21 protein-coding genes are annotated in these 21240 nt (G+C 38.8%); 13 read left to right on the top strand and 8 right to left on the bottom strand.

Going from position 1 to position 21240, the window contains the following annotated elements:
• Window positions 1-58 precede the first annotated feature (58 nt).
• Complete coding sequence (locus EV194_RS03570) at window positions 59-970, bottom strand: sulfurtransferase (RefSeq protein ID WP_132432147.1); 912 nt, start codon at window positions 968-970, stop codon at window positions 59-61.
• Between the two features lie 383 nt (window positions 971-1353).
• On the opposite strand from EV194_RS03570, the gene EV194_RS03565 reads away from it, so the two are divergent.
• On the top strand, window positions 1354-2793 hold the full coding sequence (locus EV194_RS03565; protein WP_132432145.1) for a protein adenylyltransferase SelO: 1440 nt from the start codon (window positions 1354-1356) through the stop codon (window positions 2791-2793).
• Between the two features lie 50 nt (window positions 2794-2843).
• On the opposite strand, the gene EV194_RS03560 is transcribed toward EV194_RS03565, so the two are convergent.
• From EV194_RS03560 to EV194_RS03550, 3 genes are all read right to left on the bottom strand, one after another.
• Window positions 2844-3251 (bottom strand): putative toxin-antitoxin system toxin component, PIN family, encoded by a 408-nt coding sequence (locus tag EV194_RS03560; RefSeq protein WP_132432143.1) that lies wholly within the window; start codon window positions 3249-3251, stop codon window positions 2844-2846.
• Window positions 3241-3456: a hypothetical protein gene (locus EV194_RS03555; protein WP_132432141.1), complete on the bottom strand. Its 216-nt coding sequence runs from the start codon at window positions 3454-3456 to the stop codon at window positions 3241-3243. The genes EV194_RS03560 and EV194_RS03555 overlap by 11 nt, the downstream gene beginning before the upstream one ends.
• Window positions 3457-3528: 72 nt before the next feature.
• Window positions 3529-4452, bottom strand: coding sequence for a CPBP family intramembrane glutamic endopeptidase (locus EV194_RS03550; RefSeq protein ID WP_132432139.1), 924 nt, complete (start codon window positions 4450-4452; stop codon window positions 3529-3531).
• Window positions 4453-4595: 143 nt separating this feature from the next.
• On the opposite strand from EV194_RS03550, the gene dgt reads away from it, so the two are divergent.
• The 6 genes from dgt to EV194_RS03520 all read left to right on the top strand — a co-directional run bounded on the left by dgt (window position 4596) and on the right by EV194_RS03520 (window position 10283).
• Window positions 4596-5933 carry a dGTP triphosphohydrolase gene (gene dgt, locus EV194_RS03545; RefSeq protein WP_132432137.1) on the top strand — a complete coding sequence of 446 codons (1338 nt, stop codon included), beginning with the start codon at window positions 4596-4598 and terminating at the stop codon, window positions 5931-5933.
• Entirely contained in the window at window positions 5930-6832 is a 903-nt protein-coding gene (locus EV194_RS03540) for an RluA family pseudouridine synthase (RefSeq protein ID WP_207915887.1), read from the top strand. Before dgt ends, EV194_RS03540 begins: the two co-directional genes overlap by 4 nt.
• A gap of 94 nt (window positions 6833-6926) precedes the next feature.
• A complete protein-coding gene (locus tag EV194_RS03535) occupies window positions 6927-7988 on the top strand; it encodes an endonuclease/exonuclease/phosphatase family protein (RefSeq protein ID WP_132432135.1) in 1062 nt (353 codons plus the stop codon).
• Window positions 7989-8624: 636 nt separating this feature from the next.
• A complete protein-coding gene (locus tag EV194_RS03530; RefSeq protein ID WP_165921789.1) occupies window positions 8625-9224 on the top strand; it encodes a DUF4142 domain-containing protein in 600 nt (199 codons plus the stop codon).
• 10 nt (window positions 9225-9234) lie between these two features.
• On the top strand, window positions 9235-9693 hold the full coding sequence (locus EV194_RS03525) for a ferritin-like domain-containing protein (RefSeq protein WP_132432131.1): 459 nt from the start codon (window positions 9235-9237) through the stop codon (window positions 9691-9693).
• A gap of 329 nt (window positions 9694-10022) precedes the next feature.
• Complete coding sequence (locus tag EV194_RS03520; RefSeq protein ID WP_132432129.1) at window positions 10023-10283, top strand: YtxH domain-containing protein; 261 nt, start codon at window positions 10023-10025, stop codon at window positions 10281-10283.
• 329 nt (window positions 10284-10612) lie between these two features.
• Here the strand turns inward: EV194_RS03520 and EV194_RS03515 are convergent, their stop codons facing one another.
• From EV194_RS03515 to EV194_RS03500, 4 genes are all read right to left on the bottom strand, one after another.
• On the bottom strand, window positions 10613-12178 hold the full coding sequence (locus tag EV194_RS03515) for a hypothetical protein (protein WP_132432127.1): 1566 nt from the start codon (window positions 12176-12178) through the stop codon (window positions 10613-10615).
• A 137-nt stretch (window positions 12179-12315) separates the two neighbouring features.
• A complete protein-coding gene (locus EV194_RS03510) occupies window positions 12316-13461 on the bottom strand; it encodes an AI-2E family transporter (RefSeq protein WP_132432125.1) in 1146 nt (381 codons plus the stop codon).
• A gap of 28 nt (window positions 13462-13489) precedes the next feature.
• On the bottom strand, window positions 13490-13657 hold the full coding sequence (locus EV194_RS03505) for a DUF1328 domain-containing protein (RefSeq protein ID WP_132432123.1): 168 nt from the start codon (window positions 13655-13657) through the stop codon (window positions 13490-13492).
• Between the two features lie 248 nt (window positions 13658-13905).
• On the bottom strand, window positions 13906-14118 hold the full coding sequence (locus EV194_RS03500) for a hypothetical protein (RefSeq protein ID WP_132432121.1): 213 nt from the start codon (window positions 14116-14118) through the stop codon (window positions 13906-13908).
• Window positions 14119-14805: 687 nt separating this feature from the next.
• On the opposite strand from EV194_RS03500, the gene EV194_RS03495 reads away from it, so the two are divergent.
• From EV194_RS03495 to EV194_RS03470, 6 genes are all read left to right on the top strand, one after another.
• On the top strand, window positions 14806-15327 hold the full coding sequence (locus tag EV194_RS03495) for a chemotaxis protein CheB (RefSeq protein WP_207915885.1): 522 nt from the start codon (window positions 14806-14808) through the stop codon (window positions 15325-15327).
• Window positions 15328-15676: 349 nt separating this feature from the next.
• Window positions 15677-16741: a class I fructose-bisphosphate aldolase gene (locus EV194_RS03490; protein WP_132432119.1), complete on the top strand. Its 1065-nt coding sequence runs from the start codon at window positions 15677-15679 to the stop codon at window positions 16739-16741.
• A 25-nt stretch (window positions 16742-16766) separates the two neighbouring features.
• The gene (locus EV194_RS03485) at window positions 16767-17087 is read left to right on the top strand and encodes a phosphoribosylpyrophosphate synthetase (protein WP_132432117.1); all 321 of its coding nucleotides are present in this window, start codon (window positions 16767-16769) and stop codon (window positions 17085-17087) included.
• A 61-nt stretch (window positions 17088-17148) separates the two neighbouring features.
• On the top strand, window positions 17149-18075 hold the full coding sequence (locus EV194_RS03480; protein ID WP_132432115.1) for a YihY/virulence factor BrkB family protein: 927 nt from the start codon (window positions 17149-17151) through the stop codon (window positions 18073-18075).
• A 216-nt stretch (window positions 18076-18291) separates the two neighbouring features.
• Window positions 18292-19371: a 2,3-diaminopropionate biosynthesis protein SbnA gene (gene sbnA / locus EV194_RS03475; protein WP_132432113.1), complete on the top strand. Its 1080-nt coding sequence runs from the start codon at window positions 18292-18294 to the stop codon at window positions 19369-19371.
• Between the two features lie 44 nt (window positions 19372-19415).
• On the top strand, window positions 19416-21236 hold the full coding sequence (locus tag EV194_RS03470) for an FAD/NAD(P)-binding protein (RefSeq protein WP_132432111.1): 1821 nt from the start codon (window positions 19416-19418) through the stop codon (window positions 21234-21236).
• Window positions 21237-21240: the final 4 nt, after the last annotated feature.

Below are 21240 nucleotides of genomic sequence, written 5' to 3'. Positions count from 1 at the left end.
AAACAGACCTAATTTAGTGTCCGGATGTTTCCGGAATGACTGTCCGGATAATCCCGGATTAGCTGTCCGGATAATTCCAGAACGCATGTCCGGATATTACCGGAATGCCTGCCCGGATAATTCCAGAACGGGTGTCCGGATGCCTCCGGATTTTGCAATGCTTAGAAACACCATTGCCTACAGCTGCTTCGAACAATTCTTTTAACTCTCTGATAGATTTATAGGTATCATCTTCATTCCATACATCAACAACTGGCATGGAAACAGCAGTAGGGATATGCCCGGCTTTAGACGCCCATGGTTCAATCACTTCACCGGAATAAACTTCGGCGTCGCGGGTGTCTATAATGATTTTGGAACCAATACTAGCTTCCACATATTCGGTAGAAACAAAAAGACCCAAATTGGGATCGGCAATAAAGGATGTAGCTGGCAATTCTGAAGGTTCTGTTTCCAATGCAAAACCCTCCTCCACCCATCTATTGATGCCTCCGTTAAGAATGGCAACATCCTTAATGCCAACGTAATGTAAGGTGGCCAATACACGCGTTACATTAGCTAAAACATAAGGTGGTTCTGGTGCTAAGGTGTTTCCTGAAATCAAAACAATTTTTGAATCGTTAGAGATACCTGCTTCACTAAGCATGTCCTCCAGGTCATCCAAAGGAGGTAGTTCCATAAGTAACTCATCTGAAACAATCCATCCGGATGATGGCATCAGAATAGGAATGTTTATTGAGCCGGGAACATGCCCCTCCAAATATTCTTCCTGAGCCCTCACATCAACTACCACAACCTGTTCAAAATCTTTAATGGCATTAAGATTGATGGCTGAAATAAGTGGTTCCCAGATCCCATCAGCGGGATTAATGATACCTGGATTTTTCTCTAGCCAATCTTCCGAACAGCCAAAACAACTTAATATTGCGATTGCTGTAACAATCAAAACTGAAATCTTTGTTGTTTTCATAATCTTTTGGGTTTAAATAATGGAAATTAAATCAAATGCGAATTGAAAATTCGCTCACGATTCTATTTATATGATAATAATGAATTATTAAATAAGCTCAAATGGTTAAGCAAACACACGTTCTTTATATTAGGGAATACCCATTTGTTAATATTTTGAATTTTAGAACAAATAAAAATAATAATTATAAATTAAGTTCCCAATTTAACCCCATAAATAATATTTCGAACACATTTTGAATCAAGCATATTTTATTTGTCTGTATTTATTCAATCACTCTAACTATGTCATATTACCAAATCATTAAACCAAAACCCTGGTTTGTGGTTTAAATTCTATCCAGGCAGATGAAATCTCTTCATTTTGAATAAAACCATTATCCAATGAGCAAAAACAGCAGTTTTAATGCGGAATATTCATATCTATCGCTTCCGGCCATGTTTTACAGCAAGGTTATCCCCACACCGGTGGCTAAACCTGTAATGTTATTGCTCAATGGAGAGTTGTGCAACGAACTCAATATCTCAATCATAAAACCGGAATTACTTGTTGATGAGATATACAACGGAGAGCCGGGAAATTCAAAATTCTTTTCCCAGGCTTACGCGGGCCATCAATTTGGTCATTTCACCATGCTGGGCGATGGCAGAGCCATCATCATTGGAGAGCACCTAACAGACGACGGAAACAGATTCGACATTCAGCTTAAGGGCAGCGGAAGAACACCCTACTCCCGGGCCGGCGACGGAAAAGCCACATTAAAATCCATGCTCAGAGAGTACCTGATGAGTGAAGCGGTTCATCATTTAAACATTCCAACATCGCGGAGCTTGGCCGTTCTGAAAACCGGCGAAACGGTGCGCAGAGAAACTATCAACCAAGGGGCTGTTCTCATAAGAGTTATGAAAAGTCACGTCAGAATTGGCACATTTGAATATGCCAGACATTTCGGCACCACAGATGATTTAAAGGCGCTTTTGCAATACACCGTAAAACGCTTGTTTCCGGAAATTGAAAACAACGAGAACCAAGCCTTAAATCTTCTAAGAAAGGTGATGTTGCTCCAAATTGAACTGGTTGTAAGCTGGATGCGGGTTGGCTTTATTCACGGAGTGATGAATACCGACAATGTCTCCATTAGTGGCGAAACTTTCGATTTTGGTCCCTGTGCCTTTTTGAACTCACATCACCCTGATACGGTTTACAGCTCCATAGATGCTTATGGGAGATATTCCTTCGGTAATCAACCCAAAATCATTAAATGGAATATCGCAAGGCTTGCAGAAGCTTTGCTGCCTGTTATTCATCACGATTCCGAAACATCTCTCAGGTTGGCTCAAAATCTCATTGATGAATTTGATGAAATCTGGAATGAAAAATACTACTCAACCATGCTGAATAAGCTGGGGATTAAAAACAAAAACCGGGATTTCTATCCATTGGTTGACGAGTTGCTTGAATTGATGACCAACCTGAATCTTGATTATACCAATACGTTTCAAGGTTTAGTACATGATATTGATTTGTCGGATAATCCGGCGTTGAACATATGGCTGGAAAAATGGCAAAATGCCATTTTAAGTAATTCCAACGGCCAGGCGACCGCTAAAAAACTAATGAGCCGGAACAATCCGGTTTACATCCCAAGAAATCATTTGGTAGAAAAGGCTTTGGATGAAGCAATAGTAGGTAACATGACTTTGTTTAATGAGTTTTTGGATGTTTTAAAAACACCCTATTCATATCAAGAAAACAAGGATTCTTTTATGATGCAACCCGATACGGATTTTGAAATGAGATATCAAACTTTTTGTGGAACATGATGATGATGTTTTGAAGAAGAGTTAATCACATACTGTCAACCCAGATTCCATCATAACTCGTATTCTAAATCTTTAATAGTTATAATTTTGGTTTTATGAATCGATTTCATATCCAATAAATCTGAGTCACCTGTAATCAGATAGTCTGCCTTACTATCTATGGCAAGATTTAGTAGAAAATTATCTTTCTCATCTCTGCAATTTTTAACACTCGACGAGATTTCATAAAGCACCCCAAACTTATTGATTATGCTTATTAACTTTGTATCATCATTTGGTGAGAAGAAAGCTTTAAATTTTGGTCTTTTTGCAACGGAAATGAATTCTGAAAATAACTCTTCGGAAAAAACCAACTTAACTTTTCCATTTAAAACATAAGAATCAAGAAAAGTATAGTTTTTCGAAATCAAAAAGCTAATCCATAGGTTAGTATCCAGAATCACTTTCCTATTTTTCATATCTAGCTTTCCTAACCTTTTCTACTTCCTTTGTAATTTCATCCAAAGAAGGAACCTTGTCTGAATTTCTCCTTAATTTCTCAAGTAACTCAGCAAATTCGTTTTTCACTTTTTCTTTCTTAATTCTTATTAAATCCATATCGGCAAGATTCTTAATGATATTCTTTGCTTTTGGATTTATGATTTCGATTCTTAATGATTCCATACCTCTCATTTTTAATCAAATATATGAAAAATTGCTTAGTTAGGGAATATTCTCGCTTGAAGGTTCTTCATTTTAACTCAAAATATTTCCTACCTTGTTGTTCTTCGGTGAATTATACCGAAACATTATCAACAAACCCACTACCACCACAAAACTTCCCACAGTAAGCCATCCGTCATAGCTGCCTGTTGATGCATCAAGTGGGTTTATTTCAGGTTTAGTGGTTCGCAAATAGTAAAAAAGCATCAGAGCCATAAAATTATTAAAAAAGTGAGCCACAATTGGATACCAAATGCTCTTTCCATAAACCAGCATATATCCCAACAATGCTCCAAGGATAAATCTTGGAGCAAAGGTTAAAAATTGCATGTGCATGGCACTGAATAAAAAAGCCGTGAACCAAACCGCTGCATGTTTATTGTTCACAATTCTTTGAACCGTTGGCTGTATAGCTCCCCTGAAAAGCAACTCCTCACCTATTCCCGGAAGGATGGCCATTAAAAATATATTGAAAAGAATGATTCCCACATTTTGAGTATCTAAAAACCTGAAAATCATATTTCCGGCGCTGGCTTCAGCTGATTTCATCCAATTTTCAATGCCTTCCATTGATGGTGGTAAAACCAATCGTGTATTCACTTCTGCAAGCCACGAAGAGAGCGGTTGTGCTGCCAAAATCAGCAAAACCGACAGAAACATTAGTCTGAATTTGGCTGAGCCAAACCACAACCAATTTATGGGGAAATGGGAGAACAGACGGGCAGCCAACAACGATGGAACTATGAAAACGGCGAAACTCTGAACCAACTGAACATAGCGATACATCCATAAGGTTGCATCTCCCCGACTGATGGCCATTACCGGATCCCACCCTGTAAAAGGGATGGCCAGTGCAAGACCTAACATCGAGACAAAAATGGCAGATAAAATCACCAGCACAAACAGCAGCAACAAATGAAACATCGGAGGGTACTCCGCAAAAACGCCTTTTCTCATCAATCTGATATTTATCGGTTCGATTCAAAAATAGCGATGTTTTTTGAAATTGGAAGAGATAATCAGAAATCATCCCATAAATCAGCATTATTCCTGAATAAAGCGTAAATTCGTACTTCACAATAGGAAAAATATTCTAATTCATGAACTGGAACCAGTTACTTTCATCCAAACGAACAGGAGAAACCGACAGCCAGAAAATCAACCACGACCGCACACAGTTTCAGAGAGATTACGACCGGCTGATATTTTCCTCCCCCTTTCGGCGCATGCAGGACAAAACCCAGGTATTCCCCTTGCCTGGCAGCATATTTGTACACAACCGGCTCACTCACAGTCTGGAAGTGGCCAGTGTTGGTCGCTCCCTGGGAAATAACATCAGCCGCTTTTTATCCGAAAAAAACATTGTACAAAACCCTTTGGTAAAAGAACTTGGCGCAGTGACTGCTGCGGCCTGTCTGGCGCACGACATGGGAAATCCTCCCTTTGGCCACAGTGGCGAAAAAGCCATTTCCCTCTTTTTTGAATCGGGCCATGGAGTACAATATAAAAACCTCATCAATAACGAATCTGTCTGGAACGATTTCATCGATTTTGAAGGCAACGCCAACGCATTGCGTTTGCTCACACACCAATTTGCAGGACGCCGAAGGGGTGGATTTAATCTCACATATACCACCGTTGCAGCCATTGTAAAATACCCCTATGCATCCGGAACTCCCCAAAGAAAAAAATATGGCTACTTTCAGCCTGAGCATCAAACCTGGCAGCAGATTGTCAGTGAACTGGGCATCAGAAAAATTTCCGGTAAACCTGAAATATATGCGCGCCACCCTCTGGTTTACCTCGTTGAAGCTGCCGACGATATTTGCTATCACCTCATGGACATAGAAGATGCACATAAGCTGGGAATCTTATCAACGGAAACCACCCGTGAGCATTTTATGCAATTTTTTGATGCCAATTCAGAAAAAGAGAGCCTTGATTACATCCAAAATATATGCTGCGAAGTGACTGATGCCAATGAACAAATTGCCTTTCTTCGTGCATTGGTCATTGGAAAACTGGTGGATGAATGCTCGCGTATTTTCAGGGAGAACCATGAACAAATTCTACAGGGAGAATTTAATGGCTCCCTTATTGGTCATCTCAACGGAACTCTTGCCACAGCCATGAAAGCATGCGAAAAAACCGGTTATGAGAACATCTATAAGCACCCCTCGGTGGTTGAAATTGAAATCGCCGGTTTTAAAATTCTTGGCACCCTGCTGCACGAATTCTGTCATGCGGTGATGCATTCCAATGACTATTATGCGAAACTGCTCCTCCCCTTCATACCGCAACAATACCGGGTGGCAGACAACGCTCCGGTTCCGCAAAAACTGCAAACCGTACTCGATTTCATTTCGGGGATGACCGATGTTTACGCTCTTAATCTCTACAGAAAAATCAACGGCATGGGATTGTCCGATAAACGATGATGCACGGAAAAACCGACCATACCAGCCATACACACGTTGTGCCTGATGGCACAACATGCATGCGCATCAGCGACTATCTTTCGGGAGTTTTCCCAGGCCTTAACACCAAATCATCGGTCAAAAAAAGCCTGAAACGCGGGGAAATCAGTCACAACAATCAAATTGCCACAACGGCCGACTTCATTAATCCCGGCGATGAAATTGTTTATCTAAAACCCATCTCTGAGCCACGTAAAATTTTCAATTTACACCTTGATGTAATTTTTGAAGATGATGAAGTGGCTGTGATTAATAAACCGGCAGGCATTGTGGTGAGTGGAAACCAGTTCAGAACCATTGAGAATGCACTACCCGGAAGCCTCAAAGCATCTCCTTCGGAGGATGCTTTGATGACTCCTCAACCGGTGCACCGACTGGACAGTCTCACCAGCGGACTGCTCATTGTTGCTAAAACCGCCAAAGCACATCTGCATCTCAGCCGTCAGTTTCAAAACAAAACCATAAAAAAGAGGTACAACGCCGTTGTCATCGGCAAACCCAACGATGAGGGAATCATCACATCTCCCATCGAAAACCGTGAAGCCGTTACCCGTTTTAGGACCATAAAAACCTGGCGTTCCATTAAAAACAAATACCTATCGCTGCTTGAAGTGACGCCCGAAACAGGCCGAACCCATCAAATAAGAATTCACCTGAAAGAGCTTGGATACCCAATTCTTGGCGACACCCTATACGGCACCGAGGGATTGATACTCAAACATCGGGGTCTTTTCCTTTGTGCAGTAGCATTGGAATTCATCCATCCTAAAACCGCTGAGCCAATAAAAGTGAAAATCGATCCTCCGACAAAGTTTTCTCGGTTTCCTGAAAATGAAGAGAAAAGATATAATCGCCAATAAATTATAATTGAAGAGATTTGTAGATTTAAGTAAGATAGCATTAACTTGGAGCTGCAATCAAAGAAATGGTTTCTTCTAATTTTAATTTAGATAGATGCAAATATTCACCATAATATTATGTGCTGCAGTTCTAATTGCCACAGCATTGCCATTTATCAACTCAGCAGCCTGGTGGATTAGAATTTTTGATTTCCCAAGAACTCAAATTGCTTTCTTAATCTTAGTAGCTATAATTCTGGCATATATATTTTTAGATTTCAAATGGGCATACAAGCTACTTTTATTGTTGGTTTTGTCTGCATCTCTTTTATATCAGTTACGGTTTGTTTTAGTATATATGCCATTTTACAAAACTCAGGCAAAAGATAGTACAAATCACAGTTCAGAAACCAGTTTTTCCCTTTTGGTTTCAAATGTACGCATGGAGAGTGACCATAAAGAGCGTTTAAATATGCTTGTAAAAAAGTATGATCCTGATATCTTGCTGTTAACTGAACCCAATTATGACTGGGCTGCTTCTATAAGTAAACTCGACGAGAATTTTCCGTATGCCATCAAACATCCGCTTGAAAACACCTACGGAATGATGCTGCTATCAAAACTTCCACTGACTGAAAGCAGTGTCAATTTTCTAGTGAAAGATGATGTTCCATCTTTTTTTAGCAAAATTACCTTACCCTCTGGAACCAAAATTGATTTTTATGGTGTTCACCCACAACCACCTCAACCAGGTTCCGATACCTATGAAAGAGATACAGAATTGCTGATTATCGGAAGAAAAATCAGAGAATCCAACAATCCAACCATAGTCGCAGGCGACCTGAACGATGTGGGATGGTCGGTTACTTCAAAGCTTTTCAGAAAGTATAGCGAACTGGTTGACCCTCGTGAGGGCAGAGGATTATTTAATACCTACAATGTGTTTGTGCCTTTGCTTCGGTATCCTCTGGATCATATTTTCTACTCCAGTGAGTTTGGACTAACAACCCTTAAAAAACTTGAAGACATTGGATCAGACCATTTTCCACTTCTCATTGGTTTAAATTTTGAGCCGGAAGAAGACAATACAGAGGATATTGAAAAACCAGATGCCGATGAAAAAGCGGAAGTTGAAGAAAAAATTGAAAATGGCAAAAAGGAAAGTGCTGAAGAATGATGTCGAAAAAGCATGTGTTTGTTAATATACCCATCAGCAAGTTTTGCTTAATTAATGAATTCAAGGCTACATAGACGAAAAATTGCCCGTTTTCAGCGAAGTTGAGAAGATTTAGATGAACCAAAAACGCATACAACCAACGTCCCCACGACTTTTCCTGAACTTCTATGATATCAAACCACATCCCTGATGAGCCTTTGCATTTTGCAAAGGCTCATCAGGGATGTGTTGCATTATCTAAGGCATTTTTACCACAAACGCAGAAATAGATTCTTGTCTTTACCATCGCATACCGTTCAATAGGTTTTTGCTCTGAATCAGATATCATCCATTCAATATCAGGAACATATGACCTTTTCTTCAAACAGTAATGTGTGAATTATGCAACAACTTTAAAAAATTATGTAATGCTATTCAATTTTATGTTTATCACCTTTGGTAATCTATTATCACGTTCAAATTATATGGAAGAAGCTTTAAAAAAACGTAATGTTTGAGAACACGGCTGTAGAAATTGGAGAGGCTCAAGATGAAGTAAAATATGTATCTCATTCCCGATAACATCAGGAACTAAGATTTTCAATATATAAGGATCTCAATTTCAAAGAAAGTGCTCATTAACAAAATAATATGAAAATGAAAAATAATAATTATTTCAAAAAAACAATGCTGGTGGCAACGTTGGTTATCGCAGCATTACTCATTACATCATGCGGCAATAGACAAAGTTCGCAAGATTCCAAAGATGTGGCTGAAGACCGAAATGAAGAAAGATTTGATGACAGAAAGCAGGTAAATGATGCACAGCTCCTTGTTGACGCTGCTGAGTTTAATCTGATGCAAATTCAGCTGGGACAACTGGCACAGCAAAAAGGGAGTACTTCGAATGTTAAGGAACTGGGGAAAATGATGGAAGAAGCACACACCAAATTACAACGTGATTTAACTGCATTTGCCGGAAGGAAATCAATGACCATTCCTACCACACCTACAGAAAATGTAAGAGATACTTACAAGGATTTAAATGAAAAATCAGGAAATGATTTTGACAAAGCATATGGTGATATAATGGTTAATAAACACGAGGATGCAATTAAAAAATTCGAAAAAGCAACCACTGACAGAAACGACACAGACATCGTAAATTGGGCAATAGCAATGCTTCCTGGCTTGCGTTCGCATCTGAATCATTCAATAGAAAGTAAAAAGAAAAGTGATGAATTGGCATCAAATTAACAACCAGAATATGAAAAAAGAAAAAACGATAGAAGTACTGAATTCACTCATTACTATCAATAACGATAGAATTGAAGGTTATGAAACCGCATCCAAAGAAACCAGTGAGTTGGATTTAAAAACCATGTTTGCAAAATTTATTTCAACCAGTAAAAAATGCAATCAAGAGTTGGCTAAGGAGGTAAACATGTTAGGTGGCGAGGTCGCTAAAGGTACAAAGACTTCAGGAAAGTTCTTTCGTGCTTGGATGGATGTAAAGGCTGCTCTCACAGGAAAAGACCGTAAAGCAATTCTCAACTCATGCGAGTATGGAGAAGACCAAGCATTAGATGCCTATGATAAGGCCTTAGAAAATGATTTGGAACATTTAACTGCAAATCAGCAAACCATGATTATCGCGCAAAGAACATTTTTAGAATCCGACCACGACCATGTAAATTCAATGCGTGATGCGTTGTTAAATGCATAGACCTTCCTGTTGATGATTGAAAATTTAATTATGGAATGAATGTCAGGAGAGATCTTAATGGTTTATTCGTTTTCCAAAACAGGGATCAGAAACCTAAGAAATTTCCAATCTTATTTATAGGCAAAGAATTGGAACACTAGGCTGATAACAGTTGACATTTAATTGATTTCTCCTGACATTTTTTAGATTACGCATAAATTGAACAACATTGAATTTATTTCAATCCGTCAGACTACGTAATGACCCTTAAAAAAACCCAATAGCATTCAATTAATCGGCTTCAAAAGTTTCCCCTTAAGGAAAGCTTATTGGGGCATAAAAAAAACGCAATGAGTATAGGTAAAGTAGTATTAGGAACAATGGCAGGACTTACCATTGGTGCAATTGGGGGTATCCTATTCGCACCCAAAAAAGGTTCAAAAACCCGCAAAGACATCATGCACAAAGGTGATGGTTATTGGCATAAGCTTAAAACGGAAAAAGCTAAAAAAAGCGCAGAGAAAGAGGTGGAAAAAGCAAAAGGGAAATATGACGATGCCAAAAAAGAGGTGAAAAATATGGCAACGGAAATTAAACATTCAGCTTCATAAGTTAACTCTCTCTCATCTATTTAAAAACCCATAGCTTAAAGTGACAATGCAATTCACATAGCAATGCGATTAGTTGGGGAATTTATATACTATCACAAAACAATCGCCATAGACAGTTATAATATTGTGGTTTATTCCTCTGCTTTCGTCCCCTGCTATTTAAAACAATTGCATTGTCGCTTTTATTCATATACCTGACTGGGAATTTCGTTGGAGAACCAGTTGGCCAACTGCAGTAGACCATGCTGACAAAAGAATGATAAAACACCTTACTGGAAAACTACCAAGAAGATTCTTCTGAACCATTATCAAATAAGAAAGAACAAATACTATATTGGGACAAAATCACGTATAACGGAATTCTTAATCCCTGATAAATAGCAATTCCACCAGTAATTAAATACAAACCGCTGGATGTCCCGTTCAAAATAAATATCGCCGGAGGGAGATTTATTAAAATCATTGGGATTGGATGGATGATATATTATCTTACCAAGATATTTGGTAATACCTGTAATCATCTTTCCTGACTCCGGAGTAAAATTCAGCGAAAGATTATTCCATTCCATGTACAACTCTCCTCTTGATTCAACATCGTTGCCGGTAAATGATAAAACAGAACTTTTGTGTATTCCGCCAGCAAACCTAATCCCCGCCAGTGGATATATGGCAGAATTGATGGCTTCAAACTGAAATTCGGTCAATTCAACGTCAGCGCTGTAACCACCATTAATATCCTTAAGATTGTAAATAAAATCTGCTCGAAGCATGGCATCATCAAAAATAAATGCCTCCGCGCTTATGCGCATAATACTGTCTTTATGAAGTGAGTCTGCAATATTCGTAATATTGCTCAGGGAAGCCTTCAGCTTTTTAAAAGGCACTTTCCCGGACGATTCGTGAAAAGCAGAATCGGAACCATCTTCCGGAAATTCTGAATACAAAATATCAACTTCACTGATATTTATTTCACCAACAAAAAAATTAATCGGTGCAGTCGCAAATAACCTGGTGGGCATTACCGGGCGTTGTTCCTCATTAAAAGCGGGTCTGCGGTCACGCAAAACATCGATTAGACCATTTCGAATATCAACCTGTGAAACCATCAACTCTCTTCTGCCATGCTTTTTATCTATCCGCAAACCTTTTACTTCGAGATGATCCAAATGTGTTTCTATGCGATCGGTTTCGAATTCAACATGCCGATAAAATTCTTCTTTGACGTAATTGGGAAGCGCTATAATTTTCTCCATGTGGATGGTCTCCATAACACCATCAACAGATATACTGGCAATATGAAAAGAATACAGATCTTGAGGAAAATAAATAGAGAGATTTGAGGCTTGAAATAAGTGATTTTTAAATGAAGTGCTTTCAATGGCACTACTTTCCTGATCAGGCAACTCAATTTTTCCCTTAAAGTGAATTGCCCCGCTATGAAATTTCAGCTTCTCTAAGGGCTCATCCAAAAGACTTTTGGTGTTGTAATAAATGCTGTCTGCCTTTAATCGGTTAAATGTGAACTTTCTAAACCCCAAAGCAATTAGCACAAGCGGTTTGAGGGAGATTTCAAGATTGGTTACTCCAGCTTCATAAGCCACTTTTTGTGACATTGCAGAACTGTCTTCATTATAAACTTCTGTTTCTGCATATATGGAAATTTCATCTGTTGTTACCGTTGCTGCAAACATGTTACAGTTTAGTATTTGCACTTTTACATCAACCAAATCGCCTGAAGACAGATCAAGATAACCAGCGATTTTCTCTTCTAATAAATTTTCAATATAACTTGTGAGAACTCTGGGAAGATGTGCCTGAATATACAGTATTCCCAAAGCAATTATCAAAACAGGTAGTGCTATAAATAACATTAACCTTGCATTTCTATTTTTCATGTCGAGTGCTTTATTTTGGATTACAGACCATTGGAATTATAGATTGAAGACAGATAGATTAGATAAAGAAAAGAGATTTGTAGAAATATAAAAATTCCTATCAGTCTAAATATCTAATATTCTTAAAATCTAACGATCTATTTTTTTATCTTCTTTTTGACTCGTTTCCAAATCCTTTTAAACTTATCCATTTTTATAGAGTGCTTTTCAGTCCCTTTTTCCCCAAGCAGAAAAGCATAAGGTTTCATGAAATCAATGTGCTTGAAAATTATTTTAATACTTGCAAGAAACGGTACAATAAGCAGCATACCCGGGATACCCCAAACCATGCTGGCAGCAACCAATCCGGTAATAATAAAAAACGGATTGATCTTCACATTTCCGCCTACAATATTGGGGGTAAGAATATTGTTTTCAATAAACTGAACAACAATAAAAAGTATAACTACTTTGAATGCAAGAATTGGATCACCCTCTACAAGAAAAGCAAAGATAAGTGGCACCGCACCTCCCAGCAATGTCCCAAAATAGGGTATAAAATTGAACAATGCTGCCGTTACGCCCAAAGGAATTGCAAATTGAACACCGACAATCCAAAGCCCTATTGAATTAATAAAGAAAAGAATAAAAACAACCAATAAAACCCCGCCCTGGTATTGTACCATTACCGCTGCTATTTCGCGCAACATGGTTACCATTTTCTTTCTTCTGGATCTACCAGCCAGACCTAACAAAAAATACATAAATTTTGTCCGATAGTATAAAAACAAGAAAATATAGACCGGCAATAATCCAAATGCAACAATGGTATTGGTGGTGGCGGTAAAAACCTTACCAAGCTGTTCTCCCCCTGCCTCGGTAGCAGAACCAAGCTGATTTCTAATAGATTCTCCTACATTGTTCGTTTCAATGCCAAAATACTGAGCTGTAACAACAATCATTTCTGCTATATTATCAATCGCTTTGTCAGTGAGATCAGCAAAATCAATCGAAATGGGCGTAATAATATGATAAGCAGCAATGATTAAACCAGTTATAAAGGCAAGAGTACCCATTATAACAATAAAATTGGCCAAAATACGATGAATGCCTTTAATCTCGAACCACCTTGTTAATGGGTAAACCAGATATGCCAGAACCAAACCAAAAGCTATAGGATAAAGAAAATTGCGTATAGCCATAAGGCCATAAATGAAAAGAAAAATGGCCAGTAAAACAACGGCTGTTCGTTTAACAAGCAAATACCTTTTTTCTGACTGTAGAGGGTAATTTTTTTCTTCCATATCGTCATAACTCTACATTAAACAATAACTATTTCCATCCTCTTACTCCACCTATTATTAGACTTATAATAAAAAGTGCCAAAAAAATGTAGAATAACACCTTTGCAATCGCAGCTGCACCAGCTGCGATACCTGTAAAACCTAGCACCGCAGCAACAAGTGCTACTATCAGAAAAATTATTATCCATCTTAACATAGACCAATGTTTTTGTTGATTAATAATTCGTTTAAAAAGTCAGTAGCTCAAACCTGAAAACTTTGTTTACCTGCGATAGAATCAAGCATACACAATCGCATTAGCTTCGTGCGCTTGGATGTTTAGCGCATGTTGACTCATGTTTTAATTGACACGAGAAATTCAACTTGTGAATTGAAGTTATCAATGATAGTTATGATCTAAAACCTAGTCTAATTGTTCAATCCAATGTAATGTTGTAAGACATTTTAGTTGGCCATCGTCCTCTTATTTGAATTCATTAGAACAATGCCCACTACAAAAAAGATTGCACTTATTATTACAGGAGTCCAGTTTGCACTCGATACACCAATATCGATTCCTAAAAAACTAAATGTCTCCGTATCCTGAATGGCTTGAATTCCGAATACCAAAATGCCTACAATTCCAATAATCAATAATACTATTCCTGCTACTCGCATAACGTTGATTTTAAATTCGACATAAAATGATTGTTCTTCAAAATTAAAATCTATTACTCTGGGAAGTGTTATAAAATTTGTTGGAAAATTTACATGATTCTCACATTTGAATGCTCAAATTGAAATCAATTTATTGATATTACTTGTCTCATCTAGTACAAACTCTTCAATACGGCCTAATTTTAATATTAACAGCTCGTCACAACTTTGTATGTCGCTGATTTTAAGCGATTTGCACCTGCTGATTGCATAGGTATAACTTACTGAATATCATAAACTTAACTCTGACAATCAACCTAATGATCTATTGAATATCGTACACCATCAAATCATTGGGCACATTCTACTACTTCTTCAAAGTGAATGTGTGAATTATGTAATTGTTTCTAAGAATTACGTAATGCTTCTCTTGACTAACCATCATAGTTTTGGTATATTATAGTTTTGGTTTTTAATGAATAACGATCAATTTAAAAAATAGTAAACGCATAGATTCTATGAAGTCTTACACTGAACATAGAGGTTGTGAAAGACTCAATGCTAAGTAACCTTGAGCAATCTGCGCCTACCATGGTGAGTTAAATAGTTATGTTTAACCCAACAGGGTGTTGGCTTTGCTTTAAAAACAATACCACTCTGTAGGGAAATTTAAACAATTGGTAATAGTTCAATGCAGAATAAATTAAAATGAAGAACAGCAGTAAAACCGATAAGTCTGAAAAAAAATCCCGGATAGTTGTAATTGGTACATCTGCAGGAGGAGTGAGTGCATTAAAAAAGCTAATTGGCCAACTACCCAAAGCGTTCCCTCTGCCGGTTATGGTTGTCCGCCATATTTCTCCCGATGCTACAGGAAATGTGCTATTGGACGAACTGAATAAATTAGACACCTTAAAATGTCAGCATGCGAAAAGCGGTAACAACTTGAAACCTGCAAATTTATATCTGGCACCCTCAGATCATCACCTGTTAATTGGAGAAGACCTGAAAATGCTGGTAACCAAAGGGGCTCATGAAAACAGGTCACGTCCTGCCATTGATCCGTTATTTCGGTCAGCTGCCGTAGCTTATGGTTCTGGCGTTATCGGAATATTGCTGACCGGCTATCTTGATGATGGAACGTCAGGAATGCATGCCATTAAAACATGCGGAGGAATTTGTATTGTACAGGATCCTAACGAAGCCGAGTATCCCGATATGCCTAGATAAGGATAGCAACTTACGTTACCGTTGCCATACTGGACACGCATATACGGTAGCTTCCCTATTGGCCGAACAGACCCACAAGATTGAAGAAACAATGTGGACGGCATTGCGGATGTTTGAGGAGCATAAAAACCTACTCACGGAAATGGCTCGGGGGAAAAAAGGTGTCGATGCTCAATCGACCCTTGAAAGGGCAAAAATCTCGCAAGTTCACATCGGACGAATTAGAGCAATCTTAAAAACAGCTGATGGTTTAATCGGGGATGATATGCCTGCCTGATTAACATCTTCGCCGAAACACTCAAAAAGAAAAACGAATACTAGGAAAAACCAATTAAAAAACACAGAAGATATGATTAACACTATAGAAAAAATCAAAGAATATCTGGGTGATGCGCAGGATGATTTATTGAAACATACTTGTGAAACAATCACCGCCAATCAGCTTACGCTTCCAGGCCCTGATTATTTAGATCAGGTTTTCACAGGAAGCGACCGTAACGTGCAGGTGCTGAAAAGCCTTGCTTCCATTTACAACCACGGAAGGCTGGGGGGCAGTGGATATGTGTCAATTTTACCCGTGGATCAAGGCCTCGAACATACAGCGGGCAGTTCTTTTGCCCCGAACCCTATGTTTTTCGATCCGGAGAACATCATCAAACTGGCCATTGAAGGAGGGTGCAACGCGGTGGCGACCACGTTTGGGGGATTGGCCTTGCATGCCAGGCGGTACGCGCATAAAATCCCCTTTATCGTCAAGATAAACCACAACGAACTGTTGACCTATCCAAACACCTATGACCAAATTATGTTTGGATCAGTACGCGAAGCATGGAACCTGGGGGCTGCGGCTGTCGGCGCAACTATATACTTTGGCTCGCCGGAATCCAACCGGCAGATTCAAGAAGTCTCTGAAGCTTTTGAGGAAGCACACGAAATGGGAATGGCAACAATTTTATGGTGCTACACACGAAACAGTGCCTTTAAAACAAAAGATAAAGATTACCATAGTGCGGCCGATCTTACCGGACAAGCCAACCATATAGGAGTTACCATTAAAGCAGACATGATCAAACAAAAACTGCCTGAAACCAATGGCGGGTTCCGTGACATCAAGTTTGGAAAAATGGTTCCGGCAATGTATGATAAGCTGGCCTCCAATCATCCTATTGATCTGTGCCGTTACCAGGTCATCAATAACTACATGGGTAAAATAGGTTTGATCAACTCGGGGGGCGCCTCTTCAGGAGCGTCCGATTTTGCGGAAGCTGTACGCACTGCCGTTATCAATAAAAGAGCGGGAGGCACTGGCTTAATTTCAGGTAGAAAAGCTTTTCAACGCCCACTCAAGGAGGGCATCAAATTACTGAATCTGATACAGGATGTATATCTTTCTAAGGATATCACCATTGCATAGGAAAAGATCATAAATAATAGAAATTATGGAACGAAAAAGCTACGATACCGTCACAGAGGCGATGGCTGACCTTAGAAAACTTGGTTACACCATTGATTTTTCAATATTGAGTGAAAAGGAGTGTCTTATTTGTCATCAAACGGCAACTGCATTATCGCCTGATGACTTTGAAATTGACGATTTCTACAGATTCGAAGGAGAGACTGACCCGGGTGACCAGATGATTGTTTATGCAATTACCTCAAAAAACAAAAAAATAAAAGGAATTGTGGTAAATGCATATGGGATTTATGCAGACAATGCGCCATCTGCAATAGTAAAAAAATTAAACACGCTCCCATACTAAAGACCTTGTGTTTGCATCTGTTAAATTAGTTTTTAGAAGTTAAACCTATAAGCGATAATTTATGACTGCTGTAAAAACTTCAAAAGAGTCTCGTTTCAAATTTAGACATATACCCTCTCTAATAAAGGAAACAGCAATTAACTGGACTAAAGATGACCCTTGGCGAATGAGTGCGGTGGTGGCATACTTTGCTTTATTGTCGTTGCCCGGTTTGCTTGTCATCGTATTTACCATTCTCAATTTTTTTTGGAAAGGAGAAATTGTAGAAGGAGAAATTTACGGGCAAATTGAATCTGCCCTGGGGAGCTCAGCCGCTGAAACGATCGAGTCTGTTTTTGTAACGGCCAGCGAAAACCAAACATCTTGGTTTTCAGCTATTATAAGTATTGGGGCACTGGTATTTGGCGCAACAGGTGTCTTTTTCCATTTGCAGATCTCAATCAACAGGGTGTGGAACCTGCAATCTGATCCCAAAAATGGATTTGTCAAATATCTTATTGATCGCTCCAAAAGTTTTGGATTTGTATTGATCATCGGATTTCTACTCCTGATTAGTTTTGTTGTATCCGCCCTACTTAACTCGTTGGAGGGATATTTTTCAAAATGGCTTCCTGATGTGGCTTTTCATTCTCTATTAATTGGCGAAATTGTAATCTCATTGGGAGTAGTAACTGTTCTTTTTGCATTGATGTTTAAATATTTACCCGATGTGCTTATAGGTTGGAGAAGTGTTTGGGTTGGCGCATTGATTACAGCAATATTGTTTAGTTTGGGTAAAGAATTGCTCAGTTTCTATTTTGGGTTTTTAAGTCCCGGCGATGTTTATGGGGCTGCCGGATCGGTAATAATTATCCTGCTGTGGGTTACTTATAGCAGTCTCATCCTGTTTTTTGGAGCCGAGTTTACCAAGGTATATACCCAACGTTACGGCTATAAGATGATACCCAAAAGCCACGCTGTGTTTACTGACCAAGAAGATAAACTGTGAATCATGTAACATCTTTCAACAATCATGTAATACAATCCGATTAAATGTTGGGCATCTTTAAGTAATTTATACAGTGGTAAGTCAACCATACAAATTCGTATTACTCTCGTGCATTTGGCGGTTCCTCTTATGGGGGTTAGTGGTGAAGTACGGGATAACATAAATTTGACATGAAGCTAGACCGTTAATACCCATTTACAATCAAAAACAACTTAAATGCAAACAACTGCAGTCCCTGAGAAGGGATTACTAAAATACCGCCCCAATATATTGTCAACCATTGGCAAAACACCTTTGGTAGATTTATCCAGGTTTTCAAAAAAACGGGGTTTTTCAGTTTTTGGGAAGTTGGAATGTTTCAATCCCGGAGGCAGTATTAAAGACCGAACGGCACTAAATATGCTATCGCAAGCACTTGAAAGCGGTGAGATCAAACCCGGCGATACAATAATTGAATCCAGTTCCGGCAATATGGCTTTGGGACTGGCGCAAGCATGTAAATTTTACCATATAAAACTTATTGTAGTTATCGATCCTAAGCTTAATGTCCATACCGAAAAATTACTAAAAGCATATGGCGTAAAACTGATTAAAATTACCCATCCCAAACTGCATGGAGGCTATCTGGAAAGCCGCCTCCAAAAAGTAGAGGAACTACTGGCGCAAAATCCAAGTTTTCACTGCTTAAATCAGTATGAAAATGCAGCCAACCCTATTACCCATTATCAAACCATGAATGAAATTGTCCACCAACTTGATCAAAATGTGGATTATATGTTTATCAGCACAGGTACATGCGGAACCCTTATGGGATGTGCTCAGTATGTATATGATAATCACTTGCCAACCAAGATCATTGCCGTTGACGCAATAGGAAGCGTCATTTTTGGCCAGAAAGAAAGTCTTCGCCTCATAACGGGACACGGGTCAGGGAAACCATCCAATTTTTTAAACCTCGATCTTGTGGACGATGCCATTTATATATCAGATGAAGAGTCTGTTCAGGGATGCTGGAATTTACTGGAGAATGAAGCTATTCTTGGCGGAGGATCCAGCGGAGCTGTAATTTCAGCAATAGAAAAATACGCATCGGTAATTGCTGACGGTTCAAATTGTGTCGGAATTCTATGCGACAGAGGTGAACGGTATTTGGATACCGTCTATAACAAAACCTGGGTAAAAGAACATTTTGCAGATTTTAAATTTCCTAAAAGACAAAACAAAGAAACCACTAACAACAGTCGAAAAGGGCAAGCACGAAAAAGGGCTACAACATTAACAGTTAATTCGATTTGATGAAAGTTTGCATAAATCCAATCACATAACTCATTTATATACAGATGAAAGTTCCTCCATTTAAAATAGCAATAATAGGTCTGGGACCTAAGGGATTGTATGGTTTTGAAAGGATTCTTGCCCAATTAAAGGCAAATCCGACAAAGGAGAAGGTGGAAATCCACCTATTTAATAAAACCAGGTTCATGGGTTCCGGAGACATTTACAGAAGCGATCAACCCGGTTATTTGCTCATGAATTTTGCTAATAAACACATTAATATGTGGACTGAGGAATCACCTCCTCCGGTAGTTGAAGATCCCTTAAGTTTTTCAGAATACATATCACTGGAAACACAAACGCCCCAAGGTGAAATCGAATCGTTATATGCATCAAGGGCGACAGTTGGTTGCTACTTAGAAAAAGGTTTTGCACGTCTCAAAAAAAACCTGCCCGAAAACGTCATTCTTCAACAACATATTCTGGAAGTGCGCTCTGTTGAAAAGATGGATGAAGTCTATTCGATTGGCTTTATGCAGGGGGGAAAAAAATGCTGGTTAACCGATTTCCAAAACATCCTAATAACTACTGGGCACCAGCGCCATAAAGAGGCAACAGACAAAAACCATAGTAAAGTTTCATTTATATATCCGGTTCAACAAAAGTTAAATGAATGGACGCAACAAAACACTGTTGCAGTAAAGGGGATGGGTTTAACCTTTATAGATGCGGTATTGGCCCTTACCGAAGGAAAAGGAGGGTTTTTCACCAAAAACAATGATGGAAAATATATCTACAAAGCATCTGGCAGGGAACCGAAACGTATTTTTCCTTTTTCAAAATCCGGCTGGCCTATAATGCCTAAATATGATTTTAATTTGAAAAATGATTATGAGCTATTTGTAAAAAGACTCAAGCTGTTAAATCATAAGAAGTTAAGTTTTAAATATGAGATACTCCCGCTCATTGAGCGGGATATGGGATATACCTACTACAGTACTTTGTTCACACATGAAAGAGAGATGCTTGAATACCATCCAAACTATGATGTAATAAACCGCCAAATAGAAACATTCCATCAAAAACATCCTGGATATGCACGTTTTTCATTGGATAAATTACTGGAGCCGGAATTTAACTCCTCAAAATGCAATCATCAGAATATTCTGGAATACCTTACTGCTTTTACCAACGAAAACAATCGAGACATAGAACACGAGGCGCAATTACGAGCTGCCTCAGTATGGAGAAGAATAAGTCCTATTTTTAACGACATCTATTCGTTCAGTGGTCTCGATGCCGCATCGCATCAGGAGTTTGATGAATACTATTTCGGAAAACTGAATCGCATTGCTTATGGCCCACCGCCCGAAAACCTTAAAAAAATGATTGCGTTAGCTAATACAGGAATCGTTGACTTTCGATTTGCCAAAAGCCCAAACATAGAGCCTTTTAAAAACGGATATATGCTCAGCAATGGCATTTCAGAAAACTATTGTGACATCCTTATTGATGCCCGTATTCCCAAAAATTCAATAGAAAAAGAAGTGACGGGCTTATTCATCAATTTGTGTAAAAACCATTTGGCACGACCTTATGAAAACAGGGACAAAAACATGAATTACGCACCAGGTACGTTAGAAATTGACCGAAACGGCAATCTGATTAACCCACAGGGAAAAGCAGAAAACATAACTCTTTACGGCACGCCGACTGAAAGCATAGTTCACGACAATGATACATTGTCTCGCACCCGAAACAATTTTGCAAGTTCTTGGTCACTTTCGGTAATGCAACATATCATTAATTATACAAATGCAAATATCATGAGCACCGTGCTCACAAACGGAAGCAAAAGAGAGTTCATGCAAGTTCCGTCAGGATAATAAA

The sequence above is a fragment of the Natronoflexus pectinivorans genome (genome assembly GCF_004345615.1).
GTDB lineage: Bacteria > Bacteroidota > Bacteroidia > Bacteroidales > Marinilabiliaceae > Natronoflexus > Natronoflexus pectinivorans.
This window is presented reverse-complemented; position numbering and strand designations above follow the sequence as displayed.